This window comes from Microbulbifer maximicatervae (SeqCode), from assembly GCF_052467615.1.
In genome coordinates this window covers 4,513,924-4,540,284 of sequence record NZ_CP174319.1, presented here as the reverse complement: position 1 = coordinate 4,540,284, position 26,361 = coordinate 4,513,924, and the positions used below count along the sequence as shown (strand labels likewise).

Sequence of the window (26,361 nt, the reverse complement as noted above, 5' to 3'; positions counted from 1 at the left end):
AATTGTCGCCCCCCCTGTGATGGAACGCGGGGATAAAGTCTGGATAATGCCAGCGACGATATTTTTAGTACGGTAATTCAATGCAAACCCCCACACTGTTCGCACTTTTGCTGCTCTTGATATTAGTGGCCTACGGCACTGGCTTTCGCCGTGCAGTGAACGCTGCTCGCAGTCTTGGCGGCGTTCGCAATCTGGCCGCCCTGCCCAGTTACTACGGATTACTCACCGCCCTTTGGTGTGGTTTACCAGCACTGATATTACTCTGTGGCTGGTTGGTGTTTGACGATTCGATCATCCGTGCGATGGTCATGAATAGTATTGCCGATAAGCCGGAGAGTATCTCCGGGCAGAACCTTCTCTACGCGCAGATCCAGAATCTCGCGGCGGGCCACCTGATAGGTGAAAAGTCCCCGCAATTGCAGAGTGCTGCGGACTACCTCGGTCAGTTGCGTTCCAGCTCCAATAATTTACAGGCCTTCCTGAGTTTGGTGTTGGCCAGCGGCCTTGCCGCTTTTGCACTGCTGCGCTTTTCTCCGAAGCTGCGCGCTCGCGAAAAAGTTGAAAAAGTGCTGCGCACAGTGCTGATTGCCTGTGCCAGCGCTGCGATTCTAACCACTGTCGGAATTTTGTTATCGGTATTGTTTGAATCCCTGCGCTTCTTCCAGTCCGTGCCGGTGAGTGAATTCCTGTTTGGTTTGCACTGGAGCCCACAGATGGCCCTGCGCGCAGACCAGGTGGGATCGAGCGGTGCTTTTGGTGCTGTCCCGCTGTTTACCGGAACCCTGATGGTGTCCGCGATCGCCATGTTTGTGGCGGTACCTGTGGGATTGATGGCGGCTATTTATCTGGCCGAGTACGCCAGTAAGCGCGTGCGTTCCCTGGCCAAGCCGGTACTCGAAATTCTCGCCGGTGTACCTACCGTGGTATACGGATTTTTTGCTGCCTTAACCGTTGCTCCATTTATTCGCGAGTTGGCCACCTCTATGGGCCTACAGGCCTCCAGTGAAAGCGCACTGGCCGCTGGTCTGGTGATGGGAATCATGATTATTCCCTTTGTCTCCTCTCTGTCTGACGACGTGATCAATGCGGTGCCCCAGTCCCTGCGCGATGGCGCCCTGGGCTTGGGTTCCACCCAGTCCGAGACGGTGCGCAAAGTTGTGATTCCTGCGGCACTACCCGGCATCGTCGGCGGTGTATTGCTGGCGGTTTCCCGCGCAATTGGTGAAACCATGATTGTGGTGATGGCCGCCGGGCTCGCGGCAAACCTCACCGCCAACCCGCTTGAATCGGTCACGACTGTGACGGTGCAGATTGTGACTCTGTTGGTTGGCGACCAGGAATTTGACAGTCCAAAGACCCTCGCCGCTTTTGCTTTGGGCCTGATGTTGTTTATCTCCACTTTGGTGCTGAACTTTATTGCCTTGCACGTAGTGAAAAAATACCGGGAGCAGTATGACTGATCTTACTCAGGCGCAAGTTCGCGAGCGCATAGAGAAAAGCCTCGCCAGCCGTCACCGCAAAGAAAAGCTGTTTCGTGGGCTGGGTATTGGCAGTATCGCCTTTGGTGTACTCGCTGTACTGATTCTGTTCACTGACATTATCAGCAAAGGCAGTGGTGCCTTTGTGCAGACAGCTATCCAGCTGGAAGTGCACTACGACGAACAGGTTTTGGGCATCGATAAGGTCGATGATGAAAGTCTGACCTGGGCAAACTTCACCGGTGTTATTCGCCAGTCCCTGCGCGAGCGCTTTCCCACTGTGACTGGTCGCAGTGACAAGCGTGAACTCTACAGCCTGGTTTCCTCCGGAGCACCTTTTACCCTGCGCGATCGCTTAGCTGCGAATCCGGAACTGTTGGGTAAATCCGAGAAAGTCTGGCTGTCAGTCGATGACGATGTGGATACTTTCGTCAAAAGCCTGAAGGATTCCAAAGAGGGTTTCCGTGGTCGTACCTCGGACCAGAAGGCTGGTTGGATTGAGCAGCTGTTGGACAGCGGTGAACTGAAGAAGCGGTTCAATACCATCTTCTTTACTAATGGCGACTCCCGTGAACCAGAGCAGGCGGGCATCCGCGCAGCCTTGATGGGGTCCCTGTTTACCCTGTTGGTAACTCTGGCACTGTCATTTCCTATCGGTGTGGCGGCGGCGATTTACCTGGAAGAGTATGCACCCAAAAACCGTTGGACCGATTTGATTGAGGTGAATATCAATAACCTCGCGGCAGTGCCTTCTATTGTTTTCGGCCTTCTGGGCCTGGCGATATTTATTAATTTCTTTGAGTTGCCGCGTTCGGCACCTCTGGTAGGGGGCTTGGTACTGACACTGATGACCTTGCCCACGATTATTATTTCCAGCCGCGCGGCTTTGAAGGCGGTGCCACCCTCAATTCGCGAGGCGGCAATGGGTATGGGGGCTTCGCGTATGCAGGTGGTTTTCCACCATGTGCTGCCCCTGGCGATGCCGGGAATGTTGACTGGCGCGATTATCGGTATGGCCCAGGCCCTCGGTGAGACGGCGCCCCTATTGATGATTGGTATGGTCGCTTTTATTGTCGACGTACCTGCTGGGGTAACCGACCCGGCCACCGTGCTGCCTGTGCAGATTTTTCTGTGGGCAGACAGCCCGGAGCGCGCCTTTGTCGAGCGCACCTCCGCAGCCATTATGGTGTTGCTGAGCGTGCTGATTGTGATGAATACCAGCGCGGTATTGCTGCGCAAGAAACTTGAGCGCCGCTGGTAACAGAGCGCGGATTATCAGAAAGCGGGATATTATATGAGTACCATGACCCTGGATGCCGCCAGCCAAACTGATGCGGCGCAATCCGATGTTGCGGGTAGGCAAATGATGAATGATCGGGCTGATGTTAGAGAAACAGTTGGCCAACCCTTCTGTGACACCGCCAAGTTGCGTATGCGCAATGTGAATGTTTTCTATGGTGAAACCCAGGCGATCCACTCGGTCGGTCTCGATATCGGAAAAAATGAAGTGGTTGCCATGATCGGTCCCTCCGGCTGTGGTAAGTCGACGTTTTTGCGTTGCCTCAACCGCATGAATGACACTATTGAAGGTTGTCGCGTCGAGGGCGAGTTAAGTCTGGATGGTGACCCCATCTACGGCCCCAAAGTGGACGTGGTACCCCTGCGCGCCCGCGTTGGCATGGTATTCCAGAAACCAAACCCTTTTCCCAAGTCCATTTACGAGAATGTGGCCTACGGCCCAAAAATCCACGGCATTGCCAGCCGCCGTGCCGATCTGGATGAGATCGTAGAAAACAGCCTGCGCCGCGCCGGTCTGTGGAATGAGGTTAAAGATCGTTTGGATAAGCCGGGTACGGGTCTGTCCGGTGGTCAGCAGCAGCGCCTGTGTATCGCCCGCGCTATTGCGGTGAGCCCGGAAGTAATCCTAATGGATGAGCCCTGCTCTGCCCTGGACCCGATTGCAACGGCGCGAATCGAAGAGCTGATCGATGAGCTGCGCCAGAACTACACTATCGCAATCGTTACTCACTCGATGCAGCAGGCTGCGCGGGTGAGTCAGCGTACGGCTTACTTCCATTTGGGGCATTTGGTGGAAGTTAATGATACTGAAACGGTGTTCACCAACCCCGAGCACGAACTCACTGAAGCCTATATCACCGGCCGCTTCGGCTAAGGTTCCTGCTCGGAGGGAAAACTATGGAAATGCATTTCGATCAACATATCTCACGCCAATTTAATGAAGACCTGGAAAGCTTAAAGACAGAGATGCTGGAAATGGGCGGTATGGTCGCCCGCCAGGTTGCCGATGCGGTTGATGCCCTGGCCAATGCGGACAGTGAGCTGGCCGAGGAAGTGCTGCGTATTGAAGAAGTCATAGATAAAAGTGAGATGGCCCTGGATGAGCACGCCACGCTAATTATTGCCAAGCGCCAACCGGCGGCATCCGACCTCCGCATGGTGCTGTCTGTGATTCGAATTGCCCGCGACCTGGAGCGCATTGGGGACGAGGCGAGCAAAATTGCCAAGATGGCCATAGCACTGACAGATGAAGGTACGTCGCCGCGCGGGTATACCGAAATCCGTCATATTGCCAATGCCGTGCGCAAAATGCTCAATGACGCGTTGGATGCCTATACACGTTTCGATGTGCAGTCGGCTCTGCAAACTCTTGCTGAGGACCAGCAGGTTGATATGGATTATCGTACGGCCGTACGTGAACTGGTAACTTACATGATGGAGGACCCGCGCAGTATTTCCCGGGTCATTAATGTGTTGTGGACCCTGCGCTCACTGGAGCGGATCGGTGACCATGCGAAGAATATTTGTGAGCAGGTTGTTTACTTGGTGGAGGGTGCTGATATCCGGCATGGGCACCAGGAAAATCTACGCAAGTCCTAAAGGGCTTTGCTAACTTAAAAAGGTCGCCTAGTGCGGCCTTTTTTTTTACGGAAAACTATTTGTTAGTCGTTAGGTAATACAGAGCATGAAATTTATCTTCGAAGTTCATCTACAAAATGGGTTTAAAGCTGAGGATTATGCCGATGCCTGGATGCGCGCTTCTGAGATTATCCAGCGCTCCCCGGGAGCGATGGGCACAGAGCTTCATCGAAAAATTGATGACCCCAATGTGTTGATAGCCATTGCTAGCTGGCGATGTAAAAAAGATCGGGATGCTATGCAAGATGAGCACAGTAAAAAAATCGATGAAATCATTGCCAGCGTGGCCCCTTTTGTAAAAATTAGCTTAATAGGGGAATTTTATGACCCGCAATGGGTTGTAAATATTAATAGCGCTTGATGTTAATCAACTGAACCTGAACACAGCCTGAATAAATATGTGTTCGAATAAAAAATAAAACTTTTTATTTTATTGTTTTTAGCTGGAATTTATTCATTTGGTACATTACAGCCAATTACAGCATTTGTTTTTCTTGTTGATACGTTTTTTTGTCGAAAAAAAATATTCGCTTTACCGCAAATTTGGCTCTAATTGCTTATCGTGTAATTTGCTGTTGTTGCGCACCAAAAAACTTTTGCTACAATCCGCAGCCCAATTTGGATCGCTACGTTAACGAAGGATTTATCAAATGAGATTCAAGCTTGCTGCTCTCCCCCTGATGCTCGCCGCTGCAACTGTAGGTGCTGAGGAATACAACTCTTTTACTAATGCTACATACTCTCATTCCGAGTTTGATATTAGAAGCAATGGTTTAAGCTACAGTTCTGACACAGATTCTTTTGATCTTGGAACTACTTACTATTTTGGCGGTAAAGAAACTCTTGGCCCCTTGAAAGAGTTTGAATATATCAACAAAGTGAGTAATGTTTCTGCAGGTTTCTCGCACTTTAACAGTGGCGGTGATCACTCTGACATTTTCTCGGTAAGTGGTGAATACTTTGCTTCTAATGGTTTGGTTGTCGGTGCCGGCATAAGTGACCTTTGGGAGACTAATTTAGATTATCAGTCTATCGGATATCTATTCTCTCCAGATTTTCTTGTTAAGTTAAATCATGTTGATGATGATAGTGATAATGAGTTTTCCATGGAGGCTCGTTATAACTACCAGTTGAATTCGACTGATTATGTTGGTTTTAACCTTTTTGTTGATGAAGAATTCGAAAATCGTGCTTTGTCCTCCAAGTACTTCGCTCATCTGGCTGGAGAGCAATACCTGACTGTAGAATTGGTTTACAATAGCATTGAGAATGCTGATGATTTCTGGGCGTTAGGGTCTGAATTTTTCTTCAATCAACGCACTTCTGTTGAATTTAATTATGATGAGCAAGAAAGTTACAAGCTGGGTATGACCCACTTCTTTAACCGCAATATTGCTGTTGAAACGGCTTATCTCTCTAACAATGATATTAAGGGTGATCTTGATATCTATCAGTTGGGCTTAACTGTTCAATTATAAGTTAGTTTAAATAAAGGGCTGTCATTGATAGCCCTTTATTTTTCATGTTTAACTTGAGTAAGCTCAAAGTAACCTAGCTTTACTGCTCTAATCTTTCTCGGTACCTTGGTGCCAATTTTCTTCTGTATTTAGTTGTTTTTATGTAATAGTTGGAGATACTTTGTTGATCTTCCTTTTTACATACGACCTCTAAATAAGCTTGAAACCTCCCTAAGTCTCTTGCTATCGCGAGATACCCCTTCCAAAAATAGCTTAATTCTTGTGTGGGCTTACTAAGAGGAACCTTATCGATTTGAATGTTCTATAAAAGCCAGTGGATGAAGAACATTCATCGATAGGTATCTCTAGACAAAAGGTTGCTTGTTAGTTCAGTAGAGCTATATATGGGCAGAAAGATCATAGAGGGTCTGCTGTGTGAAATAAATCAACAAGGTTTAGTTGCAATAGTGAACCTATCGCATAACTCTTTTATATGTGGGCTTTGATTTTATCTCTTACAAATAGTGTTTGTTGCACAGTGAAAAATTATTGTTAGAATTCGCATCCTAATTTAGATCATTATGTTAACGAAAGGTTTTGGAAATGAGATTCAGTCTCGCTGTTCTTCCCCTGTTATTTCTCTCTGTAACCGCTGACGCTGAAGAATATAATTTAATTACTACAGCTGGCTATTCTAGCTTGGATTATAATCTAGATATTTTGGGCGGTGAGTTTGATTTAGATGGAAATCAGTTTTTGGTTGAAACTACTTATTACTTTTCTGGAAAAGAAACTCTAGGCCCCCTAAATGAGTTTGGATATATTAACAAAGTAAGCAATGTATCGGCTGCCTTTTTCCATAATGAGGTAGATAGTAATAATGCCGATAATTACGCTGTGACCGGGGAGTATTTCTCTCAAAATGGTTTTATTTTCGGTATAGATTTAACTGAAGTTAATGATCGAAATATTGACACGGTTGCTCTTGGCTATTTATTCACCCCGAATTTTTTATTAGAACTTTCCCATACTGATTTTGAGTCTGATAAAGAGACTTATGTTGAATTTCGATACAACTATCCGTTGAGCGGTGCTGATTATATTGGTTTTGATTTTGTCAGTGACGATGGTCTGGATGTGGCTGTCTTTTCCTCTAAATATTTCACAAGCCTGGGAGGTGGGAGGTATTTGACCACTGAACTTTCTTATGCCGACTATGAAGGTGATGACGATTATTGGCAGATCGGTGCAGATTATTTCTTCTCACAAAGCACCTCGTTTGGTATGAAACTGGACGAGAAAGACGATATGAAGCTGGCTTTCACTCACTTCTTTAGTCGGAATATTGCCTTTGAGGCCGCTTATAGCACTATGGAGGCAGATGATAATATTAATATTCGCAGCTTTGGTAGTGATACCTATCGTGCTGGATCTACTTCAACGCTTGATGTAATGCCGGATCTTGAAAATGATACCGTGCTTAGCTTTTTGACTCCCTTTATTGAACTTGATGTAGAAAAGTTCGAACTTAGCGTAATTTTTCAGTTATAAGCAAAATTAAAAAAGGGCTGTCTGAGACGGCCCTTTTTATTTATAAATCAAATTTATTTACCCTTTGTTGGTGATGGCTTTTATTCGGTTTTGTGCCATGGTGCCAATTTCTCCTCCAGCCCCAGCAGCTTCCTGATAGTGCTTGTAAGCACTTTGCTTATTTCCCTGTCTCTCATAGGTCTGGCCGAGGTAGTAGTGAGCGTAAGCTGTATCCAGATAGCGTAGTGATCTGGTTAGGTCGCCCTCTGCAGAGCTATAATTTTTTAATTGGATATTAGTGATTCCCCGCTTTAGCCAATACGAAAATAGCGCCGGATTCTTTTGAATGGCACTATCGTATGCCTTTCGAGCATTTTTATATTGTTTCTTTTGACTGAATAAATCGCCTTCTAGCGCAAAAAAGGCAGCTTCTTTGGGTTGCTGTTTTTGAGCTTTTCTCACCAGCTTTAGTGCAGAGTCAAACTTTTTATCATTGGCTGCGACAACCGCATCGTCGTAATTCTTGTAAGCATCGGCATCGCGCTTTAATTGCGCTATGGCTTTTTGGTAAGAGGCCCGGTTGGTGATTCCCCCTTTGGGTAGAGATTGACTGTGCTTGATATTAGCGCTGACACGAGACTGGGAAGGGGGATGGCTGGCAAAGAGCGCTTCCAGTCCACGAGCTTGCCGCCCCTCCGACAGTTCAACAAATTTTCTTTGCAGGCGTACGGCCCCCTGGGGATCATATCCCGCAGCGGCCATATATTTCATACCGTATTGATCTGACTCTAACTCATTGCCGCGACTGTAGCGGGCAATATAGGCGGAGCCCCCCAGTTGAGTCCCGGTGGCAATCAAGTCAGAGTAGCCAGAGTCCTGGGTGGCAGCTCCCACGATTGCCAGGCCTGCGCCCAGTAATTGTTGTTGGGACATCGCAGTTGCGGAATGTCGCGCAGCAGCGTGAACTATCTCATGGCTCAGTACGGCAGCGAGCTCAGCTTCGTCATCGAGTAACACCAGCAGGCCTCGATTGATAGCGATTTTGCCGCCGGGTAAGGCCCAGGCGTTGGGAACCGAATTGTTCAGAACCACAAACTCGTAAGGTAGCTGGGGGCGGTCTGAGGCCCGCGCCAGCTTTTGGCCAACCTGATTGATGTAGTTTTGCAGGGCCGGATCAATGGTGTATTGGCCGCCCTGTTGCTGTTGGTTGGCAGCATAGTGCTGTTGCCCCAGTTGAACCTCCTGCTGCGGAGATATCAGCGAAACCTGTTTCTCACCGGTGACTGGATTGACAACGCATCCTCCGAGAATCGTGGTTGTCCAAAACGCGACACATGCCGTAAGCGCTTGGGTACGCGAGATCATTGCCTCCCTCCCTGTATAATGTTGAGTCATTAGAATGGTTACTCATTGTACACAGTACGGGAACTGAGGTTTATGACGGCACTTCAAGTCATTGAGTTATTTGCGGGCAACAACCCCGAAGGTGAGCCCGTGGTGGAACGGCTACAGGTTCGTGTGAGCGAGGATGATAGCTGCCAATTGGTGCGATCCCCTGTCTTTATTAAGGGAATCGCCAGTGGGGATTACATTAAGGTCGATAAAGACACCCAGCAATTTGAGTTGGTAAAGCGCTCGGGGAATTTGGCGGTGCGTATTTTTTGTCGCGGCGATAGCACGGAACTGTCTGATAAGTTGACCCCACAGCTGGAGAAGCTCGGGGGCGATTTGGATCTGGAGGCTCCGCGCGTATTGGTCTACAGCATTCATGTCAGTTGTGGATTCGATAAGATTGAGGAGATCCTCAACAGTGCCTGCGATGGGGCTAACAGCGTTTGGTATTACGGCAATGTTTATGACCCTAAGGACGGGCAGACTCCACTCAATTGGTGGCAGGACGTCCTAAAGCCAGAGTAAACATCCGCGATATATTTGGGTCAGCCACAATAGCTTGGTAGTGTGTGGTTGAGGCGATAGCGAAGCGAGAAGGCACCCGATGTTAATAGTTATTTCACCGGCGAAAACCCTGGACTATGAAAGTGATATTCCCTCACTGGAAACCACCCAGCCGGACTTTTTGAAAGAATCAGCAGCCCTGATCAAAGAGCTGCGCGAACTGAGCCCGCAGCAGGTTTCCAGCTTGATGAAAATTTCAGATAAGTTGGGAGTCTTAAATTACGATCGCTTCCATACTTGGAAGCGTCCGTTTACCGATAACAACGCCCGCCCCGCCCTGCTCGCCTTTAAAGGTGATGTTTATACCGGACTGGAGGCGGAGACTATGGGTAAGCGGGACTTTGCCTATGCGCAAAAGCACTTACGTATGCTCTCTGGCCTTTATGGTTTGCTGCGCCCATTGGACTTGATGCAGCCCTATCGCCTCGAGATGGGTACTAAATTTGAAAATGCCAAGGGTAAGAATCTCTATGAATTTTGGGGAGATAAGATTACCGAAGCATTGAATGCGCAGTTGCAGGGCGTGAAGAGTCGCGAGTTGGTAAACCTCGCATCCAATGAATATTTCAAATCAGTCAAAACCAAGCAGCTTGATGCTCAGGTGATCACCCCGCATTTTAAGGACCTGAAAAATGGTCAGTATAAGATGATTAGCTTCTTCGCTAAAAAAGCCAGAGGCATGATGAGTCGCTGGGCCATTGACCAGAGGGTAAAGAAGGCTGAAGAGCTGAAAGGGTTTGATGTGGCCGGTTATGTCTATAACCCGAATATGTCCACTGAGTGGGATTGGGTATTTACCCGGGATGAACCGCAGTGAGTAGTACTGAATTGCCGAATGCGCCCTCCTGCGGGCGCAATCGCGAGCCGATTCTCCAACAACTGACTCGCCTGTTGGCTTTAAGTCGCAAAGTGCTTGAGGTTGGCAGTGGTACTGGTCAGCACGCAGTATATTTTGCTCCGCATTTACCGCATCTTGAATGGCAAACTTCAGAGCGATCGCAACAGCTGGAGGTAGTAAAGTCCTGGCTGGCGGAGGTCCCCAATAGCAACCTGCCACAGCCGCTAGTGCTCGATGTTGGCGAATTTTGGCCCGAGATTTCGGCTGATGCTATTTTCACTGCAAACACCTTACATATTATGTCGGCTGAACTGGTACAAAAGTTCTTTCTGCACAGTGCCGATGTTCTGGAGCCGGAAGGTTTGTTGATCGTTTACGGTCCAGTGAAAATTGCAGGAGAGTTTATTGGCCCTACTAATGCGGATTTTGATATCGAGTTGAAGGAGCATGATCCCGAGCGGGGGATTCGCGATCTCGAATGGCTCGATCAGCTGGCAGAGAGTGCGGGGTTCAGTCGCACAGAACTAAATTTCTTGCCGGCCAATAATCAATTAATTGTTTGGCGCAAAAATGATAATAAGGAGTAACTATGCCTGAGTGGTTTGAAATAGCGGTGATCGTAGCTTTTGCCATTGGAGCCGTATTCTTTTTTGCCAAGTACCGTGAGACAGCGGCGGCACTGCATGAGAGTGAGCGCATGAAAGCCCGTTTGTCGAATGACTTGAATCGCTATCGCGATGTGCCCAAGCTGCGCGCTCTGCGAGATGCCCTCATTGGTGCTAAGGCCCTGCCTACCGATGATGAGGGCAATGAGCACCTACTGCTGCGCGATGGGGATTTGCAGTTGCACCATTTGGTTTTGCGCCGGGAAGCAAACGCTCTGGGTAAAGAGGGCACGGCCAGCTATGTCAAAGACGGTAAAGAAGTAGAACTGCAGGAACTGGAGTAATCGAAAGCCGCTTTAATTAGCGGCTTCAGAACTCAACCTGGATGCTGGCTTTTGAGCCAGCTTTGCTGGCGGAAAGTGAAGCGTGAAGAGACTGCCCTGCCCGGGCGTGCTTTCTACACTCATTTCTCCATTGTGTCGCAGCAACACATGCTTAACGATCGCCAACCCGAGACCTGTGCCGCCACTGTCCCGTGAGCGGCCTGGATCAACTCGATAGAAGCGCTCAGTCAGGCGGGGAATATGGATCGAATCGATACCGATACCATTGTCCTCTACGGAAAAGTGCCCGCCTTTGTCATCCTGCCACCAGCGCAATTGAATTCCGCCCTCTTCGGGAGTGTATTTCACTGCATTTAAAGCTAAGTTGGCAAACGCACTGTGTAATTCGCCGGGGTCTCCATTGAGGTAGCAATCCCCTTTGCAATCAACTTCGATATGATGATGCCGATCGCCACTGAAGCTGCGCGCTTCCTGGGCCACCCTCTCAATCAGTTCTGGTACGGCTACAGCCATATCCCCGCTTTTGCGTTCTGAGGTCTCCAAGCGAGCCAATAGCAGCAGGTCATTGACCAGCGTACTCATGCGGCCAGTCTGCTCCTCCATTTGAGCCAGGGGTTTCCTCCAGGGAGGCGGTGCCATATCACTGCTTTGCAGTGTTTCCAGGTAGCCGGCAATTACCGTGAGGGGGGTGCGCAGCTCATGGGAAACATTGGCGACAAAATCCCGGCGCATCTGCTCGAGATTGTGTAAACGGGTGATGTCGCGAACAATGACCAAAGCCTCATCTTTACCGTAGCGGGTGACTTCCAGCTGTAACATGCGGGCTTCATTGCCAGGTGCGGGCAGAGTGAGGGGTTCTCCGCTGTTATCACCGTGCATATAGCTGACAAAGCCAGGGTCGCGGACAAAGTTGACTAATGACTGGCCGGAATCACTGGCTTGCAACCCAAGGAGTTCACCCGCTGCAGGGTTCCACCAAGCCAGGTTATCGCCGTCTTCCAGGGCTACAATGCCTTCGCGCAGTGCGCTGGTGCTGTCTTGCACTCGGCGCAACATCACGTGCAGCTTCTGCTTCTCGCGGCGGTGGCGCCGCTGCATACGGTAAAAGTCGTCGTAGATTTCGCCCCAAATACCAAAGGCGGTTGGGGCTGGGCCGCGTCTGCCGTTTGCCAGCCAGCGGTTGAAACGTTGCTGTTGCCACAGCACTGAGATCAGATAGCTGGCCAATCCCGCAATCAGGGCGAGAGACCAGCTGCCGGAGGTGACACCGAGAATGGTGCATCCCAGGGCGATAATTACGAAACGCGAGAACTCGCCAATACTGCGATCCAACATAGAGTTGCCGTGTTGCCTGATAGATGGCGGCAGTGGCACAGCCTCTTCCGCCCGCATTCAATACCTCATGGAACCAGGCCCGCACCCGTTAAGCGCGGAGGTTTGATTCTGCAGGGATCGGTACCGATCCAGAGAGGATTGTCACACTTTTTCTGCGGTTTGCACAGAAAACCGATACCCGGTGCCGCGAACTGTCTGGATATAGCGGTCGTGGCCATCAATGGCCAGGGCTTTGCGCAGACGGCGGATATGGACATCCACGGTGCGCTCCTCCACATAGACATTCCCACCCCATACATGATCGAGGAGTTGGGTGCGTGTATAGGCGCGCTCCTGGTGGGAGAGGAAGAAGGTGAGAAGGCGAAATTCTGTTGGCCCCATATCCACCGGCTGCCCTTTGATAGTGACTCGGTGACTCAGTGGGTCCAATATCAATGCGCCGGCGCTGAGGGGTTCTTCCGGGGTTGCCGGGCCCGCGCGGCGCAGTACGGCCTTTAAGCGTGCAACCAGCTCCCGGGGGGAGAAAGGCTTGGTGATGTAATCGTCGGCCCCGGTCTCTAACCCTTTGATTTTATTGTCTTCTTCACCTTTTGCCGTGAGCATGATGATCGGCAATGAGGTGGTGAGTTCATCGCGCTTGAGGCGCCTTGCCAGCTCTACCCCGGAAACATCCGGCAGCATCCAGTCGAGCAGCACTAAGTCTGGCTTCTCGTCGATAATCAGGGCGTGAGCTTCCTGGGCGTTTTCCGCCTCAAGGCAGCGGTAATCCGCCATTTCCAGTGCGACCCGCAGCATATCGCGCACTGCGGATTCGTCATCGACAATCAGGATCGTTTTACTGTGCATTTGCCTGCCATACCCGCTCTGTTGTCAGGGTTTCCCCAGTTATGGCCGAGGATTAAACGGGATTTATATGACAAATATATGACGCTCCACTTCTAGGGCCCACTCATCTTTCAATTCAGCAGAAAATGCAGCGATATGCCGGCGAAAATGGCAAACCCTACCCAATTATTGTTGATAAAAGCCTGAAAACAGCCCTCTCGCTCTCGGTCCCGAATCAGCCACTGCTGATAAACGAATAAACTGCAAACCGGCAATAGCGCCAAGTAGTAAAAAATACCGAGTGAGAACCTTGATCCAATAAGCAGCAGGGCTATTAGAACTAAAAGTTGTAAGGTTCCGGTGATCACCTTGTCCATTTCCCCAAACAAAATGGCGGTGGATTTAACGCCGATCTGAAGATCGTCATCGCGGTCCACCATCGCATAGAAAGTGTCATAGCACAGGGTCCAAACCAAGTTGGCGGTATAGAGCAACCAGGCCTCTGCTGGTACTTCTCCTGTAACCGCTGCAAAAGACATGGGGATTCCCATACTAAAGGCGGCGCCCAGGACCATCTGGGGTAGGTGTGTGTGGCGCTTTGCAAAGGGATAGCCGAATGCCAGAGCCAGAGCTAAAAACGAGAGGAGAATTGTGAGTGTGTTGGTGGTGAGTACCAGAAGGAAGGCGGCAGCGCTGAGGCCGGCGAAAAGCGCCAATGCAGACTTTGGCGTCAGTGCGCCGGTGGCCAGAGGACGCTCCGCAGTGCGCTTTACATGGGCGTCAATTTTGCGATCGGCGAAATCATTGACTGCGCAGCCAGCCGCTCGCATCAGGATCACACCGAGTGTAAATACGATAAACAAGTGGAAGCCCGGCCACCCCTCAGCGGCTAGCCATAGTGCGCACCAAGTGGGCCAGAGTAACAGCAGTGAACCTATGGGTTTGTCCATCCTCGCTAATTGCCAGTAGGGCAGCGCGGTGGGCCAGCGTTGTGCGATCTGTTGGCTGATCACAGTGAATCCTCAGTTGCGATAGTTTTGGCTGCTTCTTGCGCTATGGGGTCACCTGTCGGTGTGAAGTTGGGAAGAAAAGCCTCCGACACCAGTAAAGGCTTGTCCCGCAGCCAGAATAGCGAGCGGCGACCCCAGACTTCAGAATCCTTTTCCCCAAGTTCACGATCGGCGCAGCCAGGGGATTTTTGCAGCAAATTGAGGGCGATCTCCCCTCTGCGAATACCCGGTTCACTAAACAGCAGCTCCCCCAGCGGGCGGGTATCCAGGCTGCGCAGATTGCGAGATTTTCCTTGAAGGCTGCGTTCGGGCAAAACGCTGCGGGCATACACCCAGGGCTGTCCGCAACCGTAGAGCAAAACTTCCCGAATCAGGGCCCGGCTACCATTGTGTAAACCCAGTACAAGGCATTCTTCTGGGCGAGGTGTCTGCCAACCCTGATACAGCACGCGAACATAAAAGTCCCCGTCACTTTGCTGCTTGAGAGCGGCGGTGAGTGATCCGGAATAGGTCAGCCAGGGCACCAGATTTTTGGGTGGTTGCTGCTGGGTTTCAAGAGGCAAACTCTGCCAATCGCCAGAGGGCACAAATGGTGATTGGTGCAACGATAACTCCGCAGTCTGGATAAAGGCCCCATTGTATCCCGGCCGGTGGCAACAGGTCTCTCCCTGTTGCATTTTTGCTCCCCAGCACGGCAATGGATATAGTGCTCACTGCAATGAAAACAACGATTCATAAAGAGAAGCTTGTTATGGGGCTTACGACCAAAATTTTAGTGGGAATGTTTGCGGGCATTACCGTTGGGGGGTTAATCAACTCCTTGAATGAGACCCAGCTGCTCGGTGCTGGCGTGAACAGTGCTATTAATCTTTACCTGACCGAAGGCCTGTTTGATGTTATCGGCCGTATCTTTATCGCGTCACTAAAGTTGATGGTGGTACCTTTGGTTCTGGTCTCGCTGATCAGTGGCGCCTGTGCCCTATCGGAAGGCAGCCGAATTGGACCGCTGGCGGGTAAAACCGTCCTGCTTTATATGGCGACAACGGCCATTGCCATTACTCTGGCACTGTGTCTGGCATTAATCTTCCAGCCTGGAGTTGGTGTTAATGAAGCCGCAGCTGAAGCCGCTTCAACATTTGTGCCGAAGGAGTCCCCACCTCTTTCAGAGGTACTGGTCAATATATTCCCGACCAACCCTGTTGCCGCTATGGCTGAGGGAAATATGCTGCAGATTATCGTTTTTGCCCTGTTGATGGGCTATGCGATCTCTCGTTGCGGGGAGCCGGGTCAACGTATTGCCGCTTTCTTTAATGACCTCAATACCGTTGTTTTGCGCATGGTCGGTGTACTGATGGTTTTTGCCCCCTATGGCGTTTTTGCGTTGCTGGCGAAAACCTTTGCCGGTCTTGGGTTAGGAGGCTTGATACAACTCGGAAAGTATTTCCTGGTCGTGGTCTGTGCCCTGCTTCTGCATGCATTGGGTACTTACTCGGTGATTCTGAAGCTGCTGAGTGGGCTCAATCCCCTAGAGCTACTGAAGAAAATGTGGTCGACCATGTTATTTGCCTTCAGTACCGCTTCCTCTGCTGCCACTATCCCGGTGACTTTGTCGACGGTAGAGAAGCGCCTGGGTGTGGATAATAAAATTGCTGCATTCACAGTTCCTCTGGGTGCGACTATCAATATGGATGGCACCGCGATTATGCAGGGTGTGGCTACGGTCTTTATTGCCCAGTTCTTTGGAATTGAGATCGGCCTGACCGGCTTTCTGACGGTGATCCTGACAGCAACTCTGGCGTCTATTGGTACTGCTGGGGTGCCCGGCGTCGGCCTGATTATGTTGGGTATGGTATTGCAGCAGGTGGGTCTGCCACTCGAGGGGATTGCCATTGTGATCGGCGTAGATCGCCTGCTGGATATGGTGCGCACTGCGGTCAATATTACCGGTGATGCGGTAGTAAGTAGTGTGGTGGCGAAGAGTGAAGGTGCCCTGGACGAAGAGACTTACTACGATGCCAATTACAAGAGTGTCAGCATTAACGACAACAACACAGTAGGCGCCCACTAGGGCGCTCTCCTCAAGCCTCGGCAAATCGGGGCTTGTTCTGTAACCAGCGTTTAATCAACTGTTGTCGCATGCCCTCTGTCAATTGAGGGGAAATAGCAATTTTTTGCACTTGCGGCAGCAGCTCAGCATCCCTCTGCAAGTCTGCGATGCGGTGCTGGATCTCCCCTGTCTGGCGGGTGCCGAGGATTTCCCCGGGACCTCGCAGACGCAGGTCTTCCTCTGCAATAGCAAAACCATCACTGTGTTGACGCAGCGCTTGCAAGCGGGCGCGGCCATTCTGCGATAGCGGTGTGCCGTACAGCAGCACACAGTGGCTGGCGATGGAGCCGCGCCCGACCCTGCCGCGCAACTGGTGCAATTGGGCCAGGCCCAGGCGTTCGGGGTTTTCGATAATCATCAGGCTGGCATTGGGCACATCTACGCCCACTTCAATGACCGTGGTTGCCACCAGCAAATCCACTTCCCCGGCCTTGAAGGCGCTCATCACCTGCTCTTTTTGCTCGGGCTTCAGGCGGCCGTGTACCAGGGCCACGCGAACGCCTTCGAGCATTTCGGCGAGTTCTTCAGCGGTGGATTCTGCGGCCTGGGCTTGCAGGCTTTCCGACTCCTCGATAAGGGTGCAAACCCAGTAGGCCTGGCGGCCCTCGGCGATGGCGCTTTGCACCCGTTCCATAACCTGGTCGCGCCGATCATTGGCAATGGCAACGGTGTTGATGGGTTGTCGCCCTGGCGGCAGCTCATCGATGATTGAGCAATCCAGGTCGGCGAAGGCGGACATCGCCAAGGTGCGGGGAATCGGTGTAGCGGTCATAATCAGCTGGTGGGGTTGCAGCCTGCCGGTAGCTCCACTTGCCGCCCCTTTCTCACGCAGCTCCAGGCGTTGCTGTACGCCAAAGCGGTGTTGCTCATCGATAATCACTAACACCAGGTTGTGGAAAGCCACCTCTTCCTGAAAAAGTGCGTGGGTGCCCACCACTAACTGGGCATCGCCACTGGCGATCTTGCCCAGCTGTTTACGCCGCTCGGCAGTCTTTAAGCTGCCCGTTAGCTGAGCAACTTCAATACCCAAAGGTTCCAGCCAATTACAAAAATTGATCCGGTGCTGCTCTGCTAGGATTTCTGTCGGTGCCATGACTGCTACTTGAGCACCGGTCCCAATGCCCTTTAGGGCAGCCATAGCGGCGACCAGGGTTTTTCCCGCACCCACATCTCCCTGCAATAAGCGCATCATCGGGGTTTGTTGAGCCAGATCCTCAGCGATTTCCTCGCAAACTCTCTGCTGTGCGCCGGTGAGGGAAAATGGCAGACGCGACAAAAAGTCTCGCTCCAGGGATCGGTTAACGGACAGAGGTGGTGCCGCTACCCTAGCGCTATTGCGCCTCAACTCCAGCAGACTCAGATGGTGTGCCAGTAACTCTTCCAGGGCCAGACGCTGCTGGGCGGGGTGAGTACCTGCTGCCAGTTGATCTAGCTGGGTGCCAGCCGGAGGGGCGTGCAAATACAGCAAGGCGTCCCGGAGGGGGTAGCGCAGAGATTTGGGTAACAGCTCTGCCGGCAAGAACTCGGTAACAGCACCGTTTTTCAGTAGAACCAGTGCCTGCTCCACCAATCCTCGCATACGGGCCTGGCTCACACCTTCTGTTAGCGGGTAAACCGGCGTAAGGGTATCTGCGGTCTCCGCGTTTTCGATACCGACGATTTCCGTTTCCGGGTGGTAGAGCTCCAGGCCGTTGGCTCCGCGACGGGCCTCCCCAAAGCAGCGTATTCGGGTTCCTCGGGCAAAGCGGCTTCTCTGTGCGGCAGAAAAATGAAAAAAGCGCAGGGTTAAGGTGCCGCTGCCATCCTGTAATCTGACCACCAGGCTGCGGCGGCGGCCGAATACGACATCGGCAGCACTGACCTCTCCTTCGATTACCACATCCATACCGGCGGTGAGGCCGGCAATAGGCACCACCCGGGTGCGGTCTTGATAGCGTAGGGGCAAGTGGAAAACCAAATCCTGTAGGGAGTTGATATGGAGTTTGGCCAACACCTGGGCAAATTTATCCCCCACGCCTTTGAGGGTGGTAACGGGCAGCTCGGCCAGGTTGTTATCTATCCCACGGTCAGGTGACACTGGCTGATGGCCTCTCGCAGTATGTCGATTGCGCGGTGTCGGGGGAAGCTTGCCCGCCAGGCCAGTGCTACGGTGCGGCGTGGGCCCGGTGCGGTAAAGGGGCGGGTCTCCAGCAGGCCACTGGCGTACTGTGATGCGGTGGCGGCTGAGAGTGGCAATACGGTAATTCCAAGCCCTGAGGCCACCATATGGCGGAGTGTTTCCAGTGAGCTGCCATCTGCGGCTGTGCGTATGCTGCCGCCGCCCGCTTCTTTTTCCATGGTTAGTTGCAGGTGCGGACAAGCTTCCAGTACCTGATCACGGAAGCAGTGGCCCTCACCCAGCAGAAGCACATTGTCTTCAGTGAGTTGATCCGGGGAGATAACCTCCTGCTTTGTAAGTGGATGGCCTGCGGGCATCAATACAACAAATGGCTCGTCGTACAGGGGTTGGGTGACAACGTCGGGCTCGGTAAAGGGGAGAGCAATAATGATGGCATCCAGTTCGCCCTTGCGTAGCCTCTGTCTCAGCGTGGCGGTATATCCCTCCTCAACATAGAGTGGCATTTCTGGTGCCAAATGCTGTAGTTGGGGAATAAAGTGTGGGAACAGGTAGGGCCCAATAGTAAAGATGGCGCCAACAGACAGGGGGCTAGCCAGCTGGTCCTTGCCGGCGCTGGCAATGTCTTTGATGGCTGCTGATTGTTCCAGAACCAGCTGGGCCTGGGCGACAATTCTCTCGCCCAATGGTGTTGCCTGCACTCGAGTTTTTGAGCGCTCAAACAGGGCGACACCGAGCTCTTTCTCCAGTTTTTTTACTGCGATAGAGAGTGTCGGTTGGCTGACGTAACAGCGCTCGGCGGCACGGCCAAAATGCTGTTCCTGGGCGAGAGTTACGATATAGCGCAGTTCATTGAGAGTCATGGTCGAGGCAATTAGATGGCCATTAGTAATAGTAATTATTCATAAATAATCGCCGCTAGCCAATACCCTGTCTCAATCTGTAAGCTGAGAGCGAATATTGGGAAAATTTACTAGTTTTGGGAATTCAGGTGGGATTGAGGCGCAAAATTTTGCTATATCTGTAAGGGGCACACCGAACGGAGATACGTCATGGGAGTTCTGTCCTGGGTCATTCTCGGGTTGATTGCCGGCGCTTTAGCAAAGTGGATTATGCCCGGGAGAGATCCTGGTGGTTGGATAGTCACTATGGTCATCGGCATTGTCGGTGCCTTTATTGGAGGCTGGCTGGGTGCCCTGATTGGGTTCGGTGGCCCAGTGACTGGTTTCGGAATTGGCGACATAATAACGGCTACGATTGGTGCGATAATTTTTCTTGCGATCTATCGCATGTTCAAAAGGCGTGGCAACTAGTCCGCCTTTGGGGAGAGCCTCGGCGGCGAACTATAAGCATTCCGAATTTGAATTTGCCCAAATGACCCCAGCACCTTAGGACTGAATAGCACTGAATCAAGGGAATAAGGTGAGCAGCAAAGATTGTTCACCGGGAACTATATGACACAACAAGAAAAGCTTTGGATCCTTGGGTGTGGTGACCTCGGGGCGAGACTGGCACTGCATATAGACCGAAAGCAATACGCGGTTTATGGAATGCGGCGCAATCCCCTGGTAGCTCTGGCGAGTAAGCGCCGGGCAGATGTGGTGAATTGGCGCCGGGGGGATGCCACTAAGAAAGAGGATATTGAACGCTTGTTGTCTACGGGGGCGGATGTCATTCTCGCGACATTTACCCCCACTGAGCACACGCCAACCGGCTATCACCGCGCCTATGTGGAAACGGCAAAGGCAGTCGCTGAAGTTGTTCCGCACCTTCCATCCCCACCGCGTTTGGTTATTTGGGTTTCATCTACTCGTGTTTATGGCCAAAGCGGTGATGACTTTATCGATGAGCAAACCTTACCTCTGCCCAGTGGTTTTCAGGGAGATAGTTTGCTTGCAGCCGAAGAGATCATTCGCAACGCAATTCCCAACAGTTGCATTGTGCGCTTTGCGGGAATTTATGGGCCTGGTCGAGATCGCTTGTTGTCGCAGGTTCGCGCTGGTCGCTGCGCTCCTCCCCAGCCACCGCAATATAGCAATCGCATCCATGTCGATGATTGTATTGGTTTTTTATTGCACCTTATTGAAAGGCACAAACAGGGGTGGGTCCCGGAGCCTCTTTATATAGGCGCCGATAGCCAGCCTGTGCCGATGTACGAGCTGCAACAGTGGTTGGTAAAAGCGATGGGATATACCAGTGCCCACCTGCGCGAGATTGTGCAAACGAGCGAGCGCCGCTCGAAAAAGCTCAGCAATCAGTTGATGCTGTCCAGTGGTTACGAATTGAAGTATCCAGATTACAAGGTGGGCTATAGCGCTCTGTTGGAGTCGGAGGGCTGAGCTGCCCTCCTCAATTATTGCCACAGCATCGGCGAGAACTTCTTGCCTCAGGTCACCATAATCGCTTCGGCTTCAAAAAGGGCTCCCCGCGGCAACTCCTTGACGACGACGGTTGCCCTGGCGGGATAAGGCTCTTCGAAAAACTCTGCCATTATCTCATTTACAGCGGCAAAGTTGCTGCTGTCGGTAATGTAGAGATTGAGTTTCACAATATGCTGGAGCGATCCGTCAGAGGCCTCACAGACTGCACTGAGGTTGCGAAAGACCTGGTGGACTTCATCGCTAAAACCTCCGCTAATCATCTGTTGTGTCTCTGGGTCCAGAGCGATTTGTCCCGACAGGTAAACAGTATTATCCACTTTTACTGCCTGGGAATAGGTACCAGCTGCGGCGGGTGCCCGGTCGGTTTTAATAACGGCTCGATTGGGCATGGGGTACTCCATTACTTATCAATATTGTTGAAAAGGAAGACCTATACGGAACTTCCGAATAATCCCTTACTTATTTGCGGGGCTTTCAGAAGTCGGTTAAATATATCGCGCTTTGAAGCCTAATGGCAGTTCCCAATGGGATTCCCTTGTGTTCCTCAAGGGCGGGCGATGCGTATGACAGAAGGGAGGTTGCGCAGGCGCTTCATAACCCGCGCCAAATGTACACGGCCACTGACTTCCAGGGTCAGGGAGATCACGCTGTTGTGAGCATCCTTCTCATCCACATTGATCTGCTCGATGCTGGCGCCCTCTTCCGTAATACGAGTAGCCAGTCGGGCAATAATCCCTCTCTCTGACTCAACTTCTACCCGCACATCACCGAGGAACTCCCCTGTCACATCCGGTGACCAGTTCACCAGCATGATGTTTTCTGGGTGCTCGCGAAAATCACCGGTATTGCGGCAGGTGTCGCGGTGTACTACTACGCCTTTGCCCGAGCTGATATGGCCGATAATGGCATCCCCGGGAATAGGACGGCAACAGCGAGCGAAGCTGATCATCATGCCCTCTTGGGCATCGATCGTTAAGGGAGAAGAGATATTGCTGGCTTCAGTCTCTTCACTGGTGACGGGCGCGAGTAATTTAGCGGCAGAGAAGGCCACTTTACTGCCCATACCTATCTCTTCCAGCAGCTTGTCCAAAGTTGCGCATTTCGCTTCTTTGAGGCCCGCTTCTAATTGCTCTGGCGATAGCGCGTCTAGGCTCGTGTCGAACTTACTGAGTGCTTTTTCCAGCAGGCGCCGGCCCAGGGTAATGGAATCGTGGTGACGCTGGTGCTTGAGGAAGTGACGGATAGCACTGCGCGCTTTGGCGGTTACTACAAAATTGAGCCAGTTAGGGTTTGGCTGTGCAGTTTTGCGCGTGAGAATCTCGACTTTTTGCCCGCTTTCCAGAGGTTGGGACAAAGGGGCCAGGCGCTGATTGATACGCACGGCAACACAGGAGTTGCCGATATCCGTGTGTACGGAATAGGCGAAGTCCACGGCAGTGGCTCCTGCGGGGAGGTCAACGATCTGCCCTTTAGGGGTAAAGACGTAAACTTCATCCGGGAACAGGTCAATTTTTACGTTTTCAATAAACTCTAACGAGTCGCCGGCGCGCTGCTGCATCTCCAGCAGTCCCTGGACCCAGCGCCGTGCGCGCACCTGGCTGGTGCCACCGGTATTGATCACCTCATCGCCGGAGGCTTTGTACAGCCAGTGGGCGGCAATGCCACTGTTGGCCATTTCATCCATTTCCTTGGTGCGGACCTGAACTTCAATGGGCACCCCGTGCATACCCAGCAGCACTGTGTGCAGTGACTGGTAGCCATTGGATTTGGGGATAGCGACGTAATCTTTAAACTCAGAGATTACCGGTTTGTACAGGCTGTGCATAACACCGAGAACCCGGTAACAGGTATCCACACTGTCCACAATGATGCGGAAAGCGTAGACATCCATTATCTCCTTGAAGGACTTCTTCTTGGCGCGCATCTTTTGGTAGATGCTAAATAGGTGCTTTTCCCGACCAATCACCAGAGAGCTGATGCCCTCCCGCTGCAAGCGCAGTTCTATAGCATTCTGAATCTGTTCCAGCAGCTCTTTGCGATTGCCGCGGGCGGCGACCAGGGCGGCGCGCAAGCGGCTGGCACGCAGTGGGTAGATGGCAAAAAAAGCGCGATCCTCGAACTCGATACGAACGTCGTTCATACCCAGTCGGTGGGCGATGGGTGCGTAGATCTCCAGCGTCTCGCGGGCAATACGGGCACGCTTCTGCGGTTTCAGTGCGCCGAGAGTGCGCATGTTGTGCAGGCGGTCGGCCAGTTTGACCAGAATCACGCGGATATCGCGGGCCATGGCTAGCGCCATCTTCTGGAAGTTTTCCGCCTGCTTTTCTGCCGGGCTGTCGGTCTCGAACTGGGTTAGTTTCGAGACCCCATCGACCAGGTCGGCAACCTCTCCACCAAACTGCTCAGCCAGAGCTGCCTTGGGGATACCCGTATCCTCGATCACATCGTGCAACATGGCTGCCGCCAGGCTCTCGTGATCCATATGCATGCCCGCGAGAATAGTGGCAACTGCCAGCGGGTGGGTGACATAGGGCTCGCCGGAACGGCGCTGCTGACCATCGTGAGCCTGCTCCGCGTAAAAATAGGCGCGGCGGACGATTTGGATCTGGTCGGGGGGAAGGTATGAGGAGAGGCGGTGGGCCAAACTATCTATGGTGTGCAATGCCGCGCGCGCCTCTCGTAAAACTCAAAAAGTACCCAGTAAGAGACCTGATCAGACTTGCTGATCTGTTAGGTAGTTGGGGGCAACGATAGGAGCAGGTGCCTCTTCGCGTTCCGGCTCGTCGAGGATGGCGGCATCCACCAAGCCCTCTTCGATTTCGCGCAGGGCAATTACCGTGGGCTTATCGTTTTCTTCGGGAACCAATGGATCCCTGCCGCCTGTAGCGATCTGACGGGCGCGTTTGCTGCCGACGATAACGAGCTCGAAGCGGTTGTCCACATGCTCAAGGCAATCTTCAACGGTAATACGTGCCATAAACTTTCGTTTCCATTTGCTGTGCCCGAAGGCAAATTCTGTACAGGGGACCGGCTATTTTACCGGACCGGGAAATGTATGCAATTCGATCAATTGGTTCAGTGGCGCAACAGTGCCTGAAGTAGATCGCCGTGGCGCAGTTGCTGCAGCTCTAAGCGCTGTCGCTGGGCAACGATAATCGCACGCAGCTCTGTTAACGCTTGCTCGAAGTTATCGTTGATTACCAGGTAATCTGCGGCGACATAATGGGTCATTTCGTCGATGGCCTGGTCCATACGGCGATCAATGACCGCTTGATCGTCCTGACCGCGTCCGGTGAGGCGCTCGCGCAGGGCTTCCTGGGACGGAGGTAAAATAAAAATACCCACTGCATCAGGGCGCAGGCGACGAACCTGTTCGGCCCCCTGCCAATCGATTTCCAGGATTACATCGCGACCACTGGCAAGAGTCTCTTCGATCTCAGCTTTGGCGGTGCCGTAATAATTATCGCCATAAACTTGGGCGTGCTCAAAAAAAGCATCACGCTCCAACATTGCCAAAAATTCTTCTCGCTCGACAAAGTGATAGTCAACGCCGTGAGTTTCGCCTGGGCGCATGGCACGAGTGGTATGGGAAACCGATACGGTAACCTGGCTGTCGCTGTCTACCAGCGCTTTGACCAAGCTGGTTTTTCCTGCACCGGAGGGAGCGGAGACGGTGTAGAGGGTTCCTGTTTGCACAACTGATCCTGTTCGCGAGCAAAGAGCCCATTATAACCGAAGCTTGCGTCTGGAGATGAAAGAGTGTCATGAAGGGACAAGGCTAGCCCCCGACCGGGGTGGGGGTATCTGTTGGGAGATTCAGGGCGCGTTACCACCTGCGCGCCTGGGCCCGGCCGGGATAGCCTCGCGGGAGTTTCTCAATCACCGCCAACCACCTGTGATTAAGGGGATCTCCCTGTTGTTAATCGCTAACGAAAGTGACTCTATCCTCTTTGCGCCGGGTTGCCAACCACCACCATACCAAAGAGCTTGCGAGCAAGTAGGATATGAAGAGTGGTACATATGTATTGTTTAGTAGCGGAATAGCGCAGATGAGTGCTGCGAGTCTCAAAGTTTCGAGGCGCCCTGAAATAGGATGACCATCCAGTATCCTTCCATTAATTGCCAGGCAAATAATCAAGGCAATAACCGAGCCCATAAGTTGCCAGAAACTCAATACGCTGGTGAACCAGAGGAGAGATAAGGTTGTGGCGGTGTAACAGAGGTGTTGTGCGAATGCGTAGTTGCGCAAACCAGGGCTAATTTCAGGGTTGAAACGTTTAAAGTTTGTCAGATCGGTAGAGGCTACTGGCATGGATTTTTCTATATCTGCGGGTCTGTAGCCTGTGGGGCGGAACCAAAGAGTGCACTTGTCCCACCAGCTTTTCGTATGCCAGGCATCAATTGCCATGCGCTTTAAGTGTTGTAAATTGGCTGCTACAGGATCAAAGGTATTCAGGGGTTTACGCACACCGTAAAGACAGGGCTCAGATTCGAGTTCCTGCTGGTAGGTGCCAAATAAGCGATCCCAAAGTATTAATATTCCGCCGTAGTTCTTATCTACGTAGACAGCGTTCTGGGCGTGGTGTACCCGGTGATTCGAGGGGGTAATGACAAACCACTCCAACCAGCGGATCTTGGGTATTTTTTGTGTGTGAACCCAAAACTGGTAAATAAGATCAATTGCTCCGGCGACAATAACAATTTCTGCCGGCAAACCAATCAATAGAAGCGGTAGATAAAATATCCAATCCAGCTGTAGCCCCCCCGAAGACTGACGCAATGCTGTGCTCAGGTTATAGTCCTCACTCTGGTGGTGCACCAGGTGTTCTGCCCAAAAGATGTTTACCTCGTGACAGATACGGTGCTTCCAGTAGTAGCAGAAGTCGTATGCGAGAACCGCCAGGGCCAGGTGCCAGACATTGTCGATAGACCAGTTGAAACCAACCCATTGATAGTAGGGTTGTAGCAACGTAAACAGCGGGATATAGATAACGAGGAATAAGCTTTTATAGGTAAGCCCGATAATACGATTGAGAATCCCCGTGCTGAGATTGCCAATAGTGTCATTCAGCCTGTAGAGCCCCCAGCCTTTCCAGCGATCCAGGGCGAACTCCATAAGCATGGCGGTCAGAAAAAATGGAATGGAGAAAGTAAGCAGGTCCACAGAAACCCCATATTTTTATTATTAGATAGCGTATCTATCGAACTCTGCCACACGGCTACTGGGCCGCATATGCCAGTGAAGCATGGATTCTGAAATCAGTCAGTATTCGCTGAAGGGATTTTGACGTAATTAACTTTCAGGTTTACAAAAGTAGTGCCTGATTGGCACTAATCAAAAGATTGGCAAGAGCATGCGATACGTCGAATTGGTACCACGGCTAGGTGCGACTTTTGATGTTTAGGCATGGTTTTCTTCGTGAAAGGATTTTCTTTGGAGTT

Annotated in this window: 26 protein-coding genes; 14 read left to right on the top strand and 12 right to left on the bottom strand. The window is 51.7% G+C overall.

The annotated features are described in order from the left end of the window. The first annotated feature begins 80 nt into the window (after nt 1-80). The 7 genes from pstC to ACJJIM_RS20010 all read left to right on the top strand — a co-directional run bounded on the left by pstC (nt 81) and on the right by ACJJIM_RS20010 (nt 7,423). A complete protein-coding gene (gene pstC, locus ACJJIM_RS20040) occupies nt 81-1,460 on the top strand; it encodes a phosphate ABC transporter permease subunit PstC (RefSeq protein ID WP_413663843.1) in 1,380 nt (459 codons plus the stop codon). Next, entirely contained in the window at nt 1,453-2,739 is a 1,287-nt protein-coding gene (pstA, locus tag ACJJIM_RS20035) for a phosphate ABC transporter permease PstA (RefSeq protein ID WP_282930609.1), read from the top strand. Before pstC ends, pstA begins: the two co-directional genes overlap by 8 nt. Nucleotides 2,740-2,841: 102 nt before the next feature. After that, nucleotides 2,842-3,651: a phosphate ABC transporter ATP-binding protein PstB gene (gene pstB / locus ACJJIM_RS20030; RefSeq protein ID WP_282934617.1), complete on the top strand. Its 810-nt coding sequence runs from the start codon at nt 2,842-2,844 to the stop codon at nt 3,649-3,651. 23 nt (nt 3,652-3,674) lie between these two features. Continuing rightward, the gene (gene phoU, locus ACJJIM_RS20025) at nt 3,675-4,376 is read left to right on the top strand and encodes a phosphate signaling complex protein PhoU (RefSeq protein WP_282930610.1); all 702 of its coding nucleotides are present in this window, start codon (nt 3,675-3,677) and stop codon (nt 4,374-4,376) included. Nucleotides 4,377-4,461: 85 nt separating this feature from the next. After that, nucleotides 4,462-4,776: an antibiotic biosynthesis monooxygenase family protein gene (locus ACJJIM_RS20020; protein WP_413663841.1), complete on the top strand. Its 315-nt coding sequence runs from the start codon at nt 4,462-4,464 to the stop codon at nt 4,774-4,776. Nucleotides 4,777-5,065: 289 nt separating this feature from the next. After that, nucleotides 5,066-5,893 carry a putative porin gene (locus ACJJIM_RS20015; protein WP_413663840.1) on the top strand — a complete coding sequence of 276 codons (828 nt, stop codon included), beginning with the start codon at nt 5,066-5,068 and terminating at the stop codon, nt 5,891-5,893. A gap of 582 nt (nt 5,894-6,475) precedes the next feature. Beyond that, on the top strand, nt 6,476-7,423 hold the full coding sequence (locus tag ACJJIM_RS20010) for a putative porin (RefSeq protein WP_444911816.1): 948 nt from the start codon (nt 6,476-6,478) through the stop codon (nt 7,421-7,423). A 57-nt stretch (nt 7,424-7,480) separates the two neighbouring features. Here the strand turns inward: ACJJIM_RS20010 and ACJJIM_RS20005 are convergent, their stop codons facing one another. Continuing rightward, nucleotides 7,481-8,767, bottom strand: a complete 1,287-nt coding sequence (locus tag ACJJIM_RS20005) for a M48 family metalloprotease (protein WP_413663837.1) — start codon at nt 8,765-8,767, stop codon at nt 7,481-7,483. A 72-nt stretch (nt 8,768-8,839) separates the two neighbouring features. Here ACJJIM_RS20005 and ACJJIM_RS20000 point away from each other — a divergent pair, with 72 nt between their 5' ends. The 4 genes from ACJJIM_RS20000 (at nt 8,840) to ACJJIM_RS19985 (ending at nt 11,145) form a co-directional block, all read left to right on the top strand. Then, nucleotides 8,840-9,319, top strand: coding sequence for a DUF4265 domain-containing protein (locus tag ACJJIM_RS20000; RefSeq protein WP_282930616.1), 480 nt, complete (start codon nt 8,840-8,842; stop codon nt 9,317-9,319). 79 nt (nt 9,320-9,398) lie between these two features. After that, nucleotides 9,399-10,175, top strand: coding sequence for a peroxide stress protein YaaA (yaaA, locus tag ACJJIM_RS19995; protein ID WP_282930617.1), 777 nt, complete (start codon nt 9,399-9,401; stop codon nt 10,173-10,175). Beyond that, entirely contained in the window at nt 10,172-10,783 is a 612-nt protein-coding gene (locus ACJJIM_RS19990; protein WP_413663836.1) for a DUF938 domain-containing protein, read from the top strand. The genes yaaA and ACJJIM_RS19990 overlap by 4 nt, the downstream gene beginning before the upstream one ends. Nucleotides 10,784-10,785: 2 nt before the next feature. Next, nucleotides 10,786-11,145 (top strand): hypothetical protein, encoded by a 360-nt coding sequence (locus ACJJIM_RS19985; RefSeq protein ID WP_282930619.1) that lies wholly within the window; start codon nt 10,786-10,788, stop codon nt 11,143-11,145. Between the two features lie 12 nt (nt 11,146-11,157). Here the strand turns inward: ACJJIM_RS19985 and phoR are convergent, their stop codons facing one another. The 4 genes from phoR to ACJJIM_RS19965 form a co-directional block, all read right to left on the bottom strand. After that, a complete protein-coding gene (phoR, locus tag ACJJIM_RS19980; protein WP_282930620.1) occupies nt 11,158-12,537 on the bottom strand; it encodes a phosphate regulon sensor histidine kinase PhoR in 1,380 nt (459 codons plus the stop codon). 84 nt (nt 12,538-12,621) lie between these two features. After that, a complete protein-coding gene (gene phoB / locus ACJJIM_RS19975) occupies nt 12,622-13,326 on the bottom strand; it encodes a phosphate regulon transcriptional regulator PhoB (RefSeq protein ID WP_108735044.1) in 705 nt (234 codons plus the stop codon). Between the two features lie 110 nt (nt 13,327-13,436). After that, nucleotides 13,437-14,318 carry a 4-hydroxybenzoate octaprenyltransferase gene (gene ubiA / locus ACJJIM_RS19970; protein ID WP_444911815.1) on the bottom strand — a complete coding sequence of 294 codons (882 nt, stop codon included), beginning with the start codon at nt 14,316-14,318 and terminating at the stop codon, nt 13,437-13,439. Then, nucleotides 14,315-14,992, bottom strand: a complete 678-nt coding sequence (locus ACJJIM_RS19965) for a chorismate--pyruvate lyase family protein (RefSeq protein WP_413663835.1) — start codon at nt 14,990-14,992, stop codon at nt 14,315-14,317. The genes ubiA and ACJJIM_RS19965 overlap by 4 nt, the downstream gene beginning before the upstream one ends. Nucleotides 14,993-15,066: 74 nt before the next feature. Here ACJJIM_RS19965 and ACJJIM_RS19960 point away from each other — a divergent pair, with 74 nt between their 5' ends. Next, on the top strand, nt 15,067-16,383 hold the full coding sequence (locus ACJJIM_RS19960) for a dicarboxylate/amino acid:cation symporter (RefSeq protein WP_413665904.1): 1,317 nt from the start codon (nt 15,067-15,069) through the stop codon (nt 16,381-16,383). A 10-nt stretch (nt 16,384-16,393) separates the two neighbouring features. On the opposite strand, the gene recG is transcribed toward ACJJIM_RS19960, so the two are convergent. Both recG and ACJJIM_RS19950 read right to left on the bottom strand, forming a co-directional pair. Beyond that, nucleotides 16,394-18,499 carry an ATP-dependent DNA helicase RecG gene (gene recG / locus ACJJIM_RS19955; RefSeq protein WP_444911814.1) on the bottom strand — a complete coding sequence of 702 codons (2,106 nt, stop codon included), beginning with the start codon at nt 18,497-18,499 and terminating at the stop codon, nt 16,394-16,396. Continuing rightward, on the bottom strand, nt 18,478-19,401 hold the full coding sequence (locus ACJJIM_RS19950; protein WP_282930624.1) for a hydrogen peroxide-inducible genes activator: 924 nt from the start codon (nt 19,399-19,401) through the stop codon (nt 18,478-18,480). The genes recG and ACJJIM_RS19950 overlap by 22 nt, the downstream gene beginning before the upstream one ends. 189 nt (nt 19,402-19,590) lie before the next feature. Between ACJJIM_RS19950 and ACJJIM_RS19945 the strand changes: the two genes are divergently transcribed. After that, entirely contained in the window at nt 19,591-19,851 is a 261-nt protein-coding gene (locus ACJJIM_RS19945; RefSeq protein WP_108735039.1) for a GlsB/YeaQ/YmgE family stress response membrane protein, read from the top strand. Between the two features lie 141 nt (nt 19,852-19,992). Next, nucleotides 19,993-20,877, top strand: a complete 885-nt coding sequence (locus ACJJIM_RS19940) for a sugar nucleotide-binding protein (RefSeq protein WP_282930625.1) — start codon at nt 19,993-19,995, stop codon at nt 20,875-20,877. Between the two features lie 47 nt (nt 20,878-20,924). Here the strand turns inward: ACJJIM_RS19940 and ACJJIM_RS19935 are convergent, their stop codons facing one another. From ACJJIM_RS19935 to ACJJIM_RS19915, 5 genes are all read right to left on the bottom strand, one after another. Then, nucleotides 20,925-21,308, bottom strand: a complete 384-nt coding sequence (locus tag ACJJIM_RS19935) for a Rid family detoxifying hydrolase (RefSeq protein ID WP_282930626.1) — start codon at nt 21,306-21,308, stop codon at nt 20,925-20,927. 155 nt (nt 21,309-21,463) lie between these two features. Continuing rightward, complete coding sequence (spoT, locus tag ACJJIM_RS19930) at nt 21,464-23,581, bottom strand: bifunctional GTP diphosphokinase/guanosine-3',5'-bis pyrophosphate 3'-pyrophosphohydrolase (protein WP_282930627.1); 2,118 nt, start codon at nt 23,579-23,581, stop codon at nt 21,464-21,466. Nucleotides 23,582-23,632: 51 nt separating this feature from the next. After that, nucleotides 23,633-23,896, bottom strand: coding sequence for a DNA-directed RNA polymerase subunit omega (rpoZ, locus tag ACJJIM_RS19925; RefSeq protein ID WP_413663830.1), 264 nt, complete (start codon nt 23,894-23,896; stop codon nt 23,633-23,635). A 98-nt stretch (nt 23,897-23,994) separates the two neighbouring features. Beyond that, the gene (gene gmk / locus ACJJIM_RS19920; protein WP_444906844.1) at nt 23,995-24,615 is read right to left on the bottom strand and encodes a guanylate kinase; all 621 of its coding nucleotides are present in this window, start codon (nt 24,613-24,615) and stop codon (nt 23,995-23,997) included. Nucleotides 24,616-24,838: 223 nt separating this feature from the next. Next, nucleotides 24,839-26,083, bottom strand: coding sequence for a sterol desaturase family protein (locus tag ACJJIM_RS19915; RefSeq protein WP_444911813.1), 1,245 nt, complete (start codon nt 26,081-26,083; stop codon nt 24,839-24,841). Nucleotides 26,084-26,361 lie beyond the last annotated feature (278 nt).